Below are 6,593 nucleotides of genomic sequence, written 5' to 3'. Positions count from 1 at the left end.
GGCATTTTCAATTTTGGCAATAGGTTTTGTCTGGCCGTATCCCCAGATAATGGAAACAGGTGTGCCACTTTCAATTGTATATTGTATAATGTTTCCTTTAGTGTCATACTGGTCAAAGGTGATTTTTTTATCTGCAGTAACTATAGCAGGTACCCCTTTATTGGCATACACATATCTAGGCAGTAATAAATTGTTTGTATTTATACTTTTCTCATAACTGGTTTTCTGCTCAGACAGTTTTACGGTATTTCTAAAAGTCTGTGTATCCAAAGGTGCTTCAACCATATTGGCCGTTATTAAATCAGTTACAGCTGGTTCAGCTGCCATTTCAGCATCTTTGGCATAAAAATATTTAGTTTCCAGTGTATCCAGATTTGAACTGCTTGAGGTTTGTGATGATAATAAGGTATGATTAATCCCTCTGTAATTATAATTAGTGGTTGTGCTTACAGGATTATTTCCATTGCTGTCATAAGTAATATCCTGAGTAGATTTTAAGTAATGCCAAAAAGCATAGTTTTTATAAGCTACAATGCTCAGGTTATCAATATTATTAATATTTGTGATTGTTTTTGGGAGTGTAACTCCATAGCAGGGATGGTTTATATATGTAGTTCTGTTATCATGACCAGGGGCTATGCATGTGTAACCGTCTCCGAAAAATATCTCATTCATCATTATTTCATGTCTATGATTTGCGACACATCGCCAATATGGAGTTCTTTTGGTTAAATCTGCTGTTGTACATGTATAATTAACAGGTGCTGAAGCAATTTTTTCATAATTTTTTCTTGCACTATAAGATATGACTTCTTTTCTTAAAGCCGTTCTTTCTTCATATTCGTTTATGGTCTGTTTAACTATTTTCAGGTCTTTATTGAAATAGTTCACTTTTTTCAAAAGGCCGTTATCCCAGCCTAAGTTAGAAAAAGGGGCGCTTCTTACATCATAAGTCCCTAGTACAAAACCATCTGCCCCATCACGGTGAACAATAAATTCGTGTTCTTCTCCTCCGTTTAAAAACGAATCTGACCCGTATGAAATAGTTACATAATTATAAAATACATTGGAATTTCCTGTATCAAATAAAGATGTTAAACTGCTTGAAGATAAGTTTAAATAAGTTGCCGAACTTATCACACCAAACGTTCCTGCACCCGGAGACTCTAAAATTTTCTCGACTTTATATAAATCTATATAGTAAGGATCCTGTCCTTTATTTCCTGTTGATTTGGTAAGGTCGTCTTTTTTTGTATAAAAAAACCTTTTGATTACCGGAGCTGATGAGGCAGAAGCATAATCAGAAGTTCGCTGTACCCTTATACCACCTGTGGCAACATTCCCAGGAACAGTAGTAACTCCTCCAGGTAAATAATTATAGTTTAGTGTAGATGAAGTACAAAACCAGTCAGAACTTAGACTAATACGGTAAGTTTGGTTTGCTGTGGCAACAAAATAGAAAACTTTAGCTCCAGAAGCAGTATTGGGTGTTATTTGATAAGGACCAGTAGCCAGAGCAGAATTATTATCTGTTCTATAAAGGGTTTCGTATCTACTTGCTGTAGTATTATAAACACTTATGGTTGCTTTGTTTTTGCCTATGTTTAAATCTGGATCTGAACAGTAAAAGCTTACACCAGCTACAATAGGGATGTTTTGTATTGTACCGCCATTAGTATACATGGATTGTGAAGATGCATTGTTTGTTTCTTCTGTAGTTACAGCACTTATAGATTGGTAAACTCTGGAAGGTTCAACTGTTATCTGACCATAATAATCATTTGGTTCATAATCAAATGTAGTATATCCTTTTGTTGGATAAGTAATTTTTGTCAGCAGACCAATTTTTGCAAAATTCCCATCAGGATCCTTATTCGCACCATTATAGTTTACCGATTGTAATTCGTAAGCCGTAAGAGCAGGTACAATATTGGTATTACTTTTACCATTATAATAGCCCCAATGGTCCTGGCTTAAAGATAATCTTGCCGGAAAACTGTTTCTGTTGTTGTATTCAAACTGATAGTTTTGGTTGATGTCCTTAAACTGAATTTTATCCAAAAACACCCTGTTATTAGGGGTTGTAGTGTAAGTAAAATTGATACGGTCAATTTCTGCAGCATTTTTATCTTTAATGGTAATTTGAGATATTTTGTTATTACCGGTTGTTACATCTGCACTGGCAGTAGAAAGATAGTTAAATGCAACTTCACCGTAAAAAGGGTTTGTGCTTTTTATTGACTTTATTGCTTTGCCTGCTAAGCTTATGGTGTGGTCATACATTGGGCTTAAACCGCCTGTATACTGTTCAAGGTTACCAGCGGCATCATATTGTATGCGTGGGTAAAGCATTCTGTAAGTTTGGGATTGTGAAGCTGTATAAGAAGTCCCGGCAGCATCATAAGTAAACTGAATTTCATCTCCTTTAGGATGTACGATCCTGCTTATATACCATGATGAAACAGTTATATTAGGAATAGAATGACCTCCTCCTACAACTCTTTGTGTGGTGATTTCCTGATTGTCAAAATAATATTTGACACCGTCAGGTGTAGTAATTACAAAATTTATACTTTCAGGGGATAGTGTATACTCTATTCTTAGTTCCTGAGCCGGCATCAAAACCACACCGCCTTCGTTGTTAAGTAAAAATTTACCGGAATATTTACCAAAATTAAAACTAAAAATATCAGATTCTGTATCCACATCATTTTCTCCAATATATTGGTAAAAATCTAAAGCGGGAGGAGAATAGCGCCCCATTGCTTCGGTAATTGAAATAGGAATAGGATATTCTCCTCTGGTTTCATCTGGTTTATCTCTTATTATTCTTGTAATGGTACCGCCAAAGCTAAGGTTCCAGCTTTGTCCTACATTTGAAGAAATCTCATCCACCTTTATACCATTAGAGCTGTAAAACATAGTAATGGGAACTTCCAGATTCGCCGTTTTATAGGTATAAAGAGGAATATTTATGTTTTGGGATCCTGTAAATAGTCCAATTGGAGTATTCCCGTAAGTACCCAATGAGTAAGCCGTAGGGGAAGGAGGAATGATATTAGGGACATATTTACTTGGATCATTTTCTGCGATTTGTGCTTTCAATGAGATTGCCATAAAAAACAGGATATAACACAGTAATGGTTGAATAGAATTTTGAAAACTGGTTTTTTGATTAAAAGAAAATTTCAAAAAGAACAGTGGTAGAAATTTTTTCATTGGCTTAATTAGAATATAAATTAAAATTTGCACACAAATCTAATAAAGTACCCTGTTAGTTTTTTACGGGAAACCTCATTTATATATAATTTTTTATAAAAAAGAAGAAAGCTATTGATTTCTTTTAATTTTTATGAAAATATATCTTTTAAAATAATTAAAAATTGAAAAAACAGCAATATGAAAACTTAAATATCTTATGAAATTCTCTTGTAAGTTAAAATTTAATATTGTCGAGTATTTAATTTCAGTTTTTAAATTGAAAATAGGTTGTGTTTTTTATAACCTTATTATAATCAATAAAAAATAAAAAAGGGATCCCATTCAGGATCCCTTTTCACTTCAAAATTACTTATTAAAAAATTACCAGAATTTAACGTACAATGCTACGATAATCAGTAATGTAATTACAATTAAAACTGTTGTTTGTGGTTTTACTTTAAACATTTCAGAGTCTATTTCAAACGCTTTTGGATTTACTTTTGGTCCAGCAAAACTGATTCCAATCATAGCTAACATCGTAAAGAAGAATGATAATCCCATACAAATGTGGAATGGAATTTCGAAAGCACCTTTTCCATTAGGATAAGCTGTATATAATAATGTGTCGTTTCCGAATAAAGCCGGAGCATATTCGTTGAATAAAACCGATAAAAGAAATCCTAAAATTACTCCAACAATAGCTGCAGTTCCTGTAGTTCTTTTCCAGAACATACCAAGGAAAAACATTGCGAAAACTCCAGGGCTGATAAATCCTGTATATTTTTGGATATAAGTAAATCCTCCAACTCCTCCAATACCTAAAGTATCTTTCCATGTAAATAAAACAGCTAAAAGCATGGCAGCAAATACTGTAATTCTACCAATATTTACCTGTTGCTTTTCGCCAGCTTCTTTTTGAATGTATTTTTTATGAATATCTAAAGTATAGATTGTCGAAATACTGTTTACTTTTCCGGCCAATGAAGCTACGATTGCAGCAGTCAGCGCCGCAACAGAAAGTCCCTTTAAACCAGTTGGCAAGAAAGTCAATACAGCAGAATAAGCACCATCTTTTCCTCCAACTAATTGTGGTAATTGTCCGTTTGTATATAGTACATAAGCAGCAATTCCAGGTAACATTACAATTAAAGGCATTAATAATTTTAGCATTCCTGCAAATAAAATTCCTGTACGTGCTGTTTGTAAATCTGCACCAAGAGCTCTTTGCGTAATATATTGGTTACAACCCCAATAGTTTAAGTTGATAATCCAGATACCAGCAAGGTAAGACATCAAACCAGGGAAAGTCAAATATTTATCAATTTCAAGCTGTGATGAAGTTGCAGTTGGTTTTGGAATAATCATTTTAAAGTGCTCAGGAGCTTCTGTCATTAATACTTTGAAACCTTCAATTGCACTGCTGCTTATTCCTAGCTTTTCTCCTACAGTTACTAAAGCGATATAAGAAGTTACCAATCCACCAATAATTAATACAGCAACCTGAATAACATCTGTATAAGCCACAACCTTCATTCCTCCAAGAGAAATAAACAAGGCAAAAACCGCTAAACCAATCATAATAACGTGAAGATATTCTCCTCCCGCAAGACCGTTAATAGCAACTGCACCTAAATATAGAATAGAAGTTAAATTTACAAATACATATAAAAACAACCAAAATACAGCCATAATCAACGCAGTCGATTCGTTGTAACGTGTTTTTAAGAATTGAGGCATAGTATATATCTTATTTTTAAGATATACCGGAATGAACCAAACAGCTACAATAATTAAAGCAATAGCGGCAAGCCATTCATAAGCGGCAACGGCGATCCCTAAAAAGAAACCTTCACCACTCATACCAATGAATTGTTCTGCTGAAATGTTTGATGCAATTAACGAAGCTCCAATTGCCCACCAGGTTAAGTTTCCTTCTGCAAGAAAATATGCCTTAGCATCGTGTTCGTCTTGTTTACGTTTGCGATAAACGGTGTAACCGTAGACAGATACTACGATAAAATAGATAATAAAAACCGCATAATCTGCGAGTGCGAGGTTTTGGTTCATTGTTGATAGTATTTTAGATAATTAGTATAGGTGATTGTTTAAGTTAAAGTTTGAAATTAATATTTATGTGGTTTAATATGTTTAAAAATGAAATATGTGTTTTTATTCTGTTATTTTTTTATCAAAACAAGAACGAAAGCCAAATTTAAAATAAAAACTTAAAAAACAACTATTTTAAATGTGTTATTTACATTTATAAGCAAATAATTCTGTTAAATTTTCAAATGACAGACTATTACGTAAAAATTTAGTCAATTTTTACTGCCATTTTATAATGTACTTCAGCTTGTTGTCTTAAAATTTCAGCACTTTTCTCCGGAGTAATATCTCTTTGAGATTCTCCCATCATTTCGTAACCCACCATGAATTTTTTTACAGTTGCAGAACGAAGCAACGGCGGATAAAAATGCATGTGGAAATGCCATTCAGGATGATCAAAACCGTCTGTTGGCGCTTGATGAATTCCAGACGAATACGGAAATGAAGTATTAAATAAATTATCGTATTTGATCGTTAACTGCTTTAAAATTTTGGCGTAAGCCGAAACTTCTTCAGCCGTAAAATCAGTGATTTTGCTGATAGCTCTTTTGCTTACAATCATTGTTTCGTAAGGCCAGATTGCCCAAAACGGAACTAATGCCACAAAATGTTCGTTTTCGATAACGATACGGCTTCCTACTTTTAATTCGGCCTGAACGTAATCTTCTAATAAAGTTCTGTGGTTTTTATCAAAATACGATTTTAAGCTGTTATGTGTTTTTTCAACCTGAGTTGGCAATGAAGACTGCGCCCAGATTTGTCCGTGCGGGTGCGGGTTACTGCAGCCCATAACACTTCCTTTATTTTCAAAAATCTGAACGTGGTTGATATATTTTATATTTCCTAAATCAGTGTACTCTTTCTGCCAGGTTTTTACAATATTTTCAATATCTGAAACTTCCATTTCCGGAAGCGTAAGATCGTGTCTTGGAGAAAAACAAACCACTCTCGAAATTCCCTGTTCTGGTTTTGCCTTAAAAAATGTATGCTTAATATCTTCTTCAAAAATAATTTCATCCTGTTTTAAAGCAGCAAAATCATTGTCGAAAACAAAACTGCTTTTGTATGCCGGATTACTAACTCCGTTTGCACGAACATTTCCCGGACATAAATAGCATTCGGGATCGTGTTTAGGAAGTGATTCTGTCGAAATGGTTTCATTTTGTCCCTGCCACGGACGTTTTGCACGATGAGGTGAAACCAAAACCCATTCATTAATTAAGGGATTAAAACGTCTGTGGGGATCTTCGTTAATGTCAAAATTTTTCATTGTGTTGTGTGTGGTA

Annotated in this window: 3 protein-coding genes; all 3 read right to left on the bottom strand. The window is 34.1% G+C overall.

Going from position 1 to position 6,593, the window contains the following annotated elements; translation table 11 throughout:
• Nucleotides 1-3,117 (bottom strand): sugar-binding protein (locus tag B3C18_RS17825; RefSeq protein ID WP_291149633.1); only part of this gene is annotated, 3,117 nt, incomplete at its 3' end.
• A gap of 465 nt (nucleotides 3,118-3,582) precedes the next feature.
• A complete protein-coding gene (locus B3C18_RS17820; protein WP_291149630.1) occupies nucleotides 3,583-5,268 on the bottom strand; it encodes a sodium/sugar symporter in 1,686 nt (561 codons plus the stop codon).
• Between the two features lie 247 nt (nucleotides 5,269-5,515).
• Nucleotides 5,516-6,577, bottom strand: coding sequence for a UDP-glucose--hexose-1-phosphate uridylyltransferase (locus B3C18_RS17815; RefSeq protein ID WP_291149627.1), 1,062 nt, complete (start codon nucleotides 6,575-6,577; stop codon nucleotides 5,516-5,518).
• Nucleotides 6,578-6,593 lie beyond the last annotated feature (16 nt).

This window comes from Flavobacterium sp. UBA7680, from assembly GCF_002482975.1.
Taxonomy (GTDB): Bacteria; Bacteroidota; Bacteroidia; order Flavobacteriales; family Flavobacteriaceae; genus Flavobacterium.
Note: the sequence above shows the minus strand (reverse complement) of the source record. Positions and strands in the feature narration are given on the sequence as shown.

What these genes read in the sequence shown, in the direction of transcription:
- B3C18_RS17820 (WP_291149630.1), bottom strand. Translation starts at nt 5,268, where the DNA reads ATGAACCAAAACCTCGCACTCGCAGATTATGCGGTTTTTATTATCTAT.
- B3C18_RS17815 (WP_291149627.1), bottom strand. Translation starts at nt 6,577, where the DNA reads ATGAAAAATTTTGACATTAACGAAGATCCCCACAGACGTTTTAATCCC.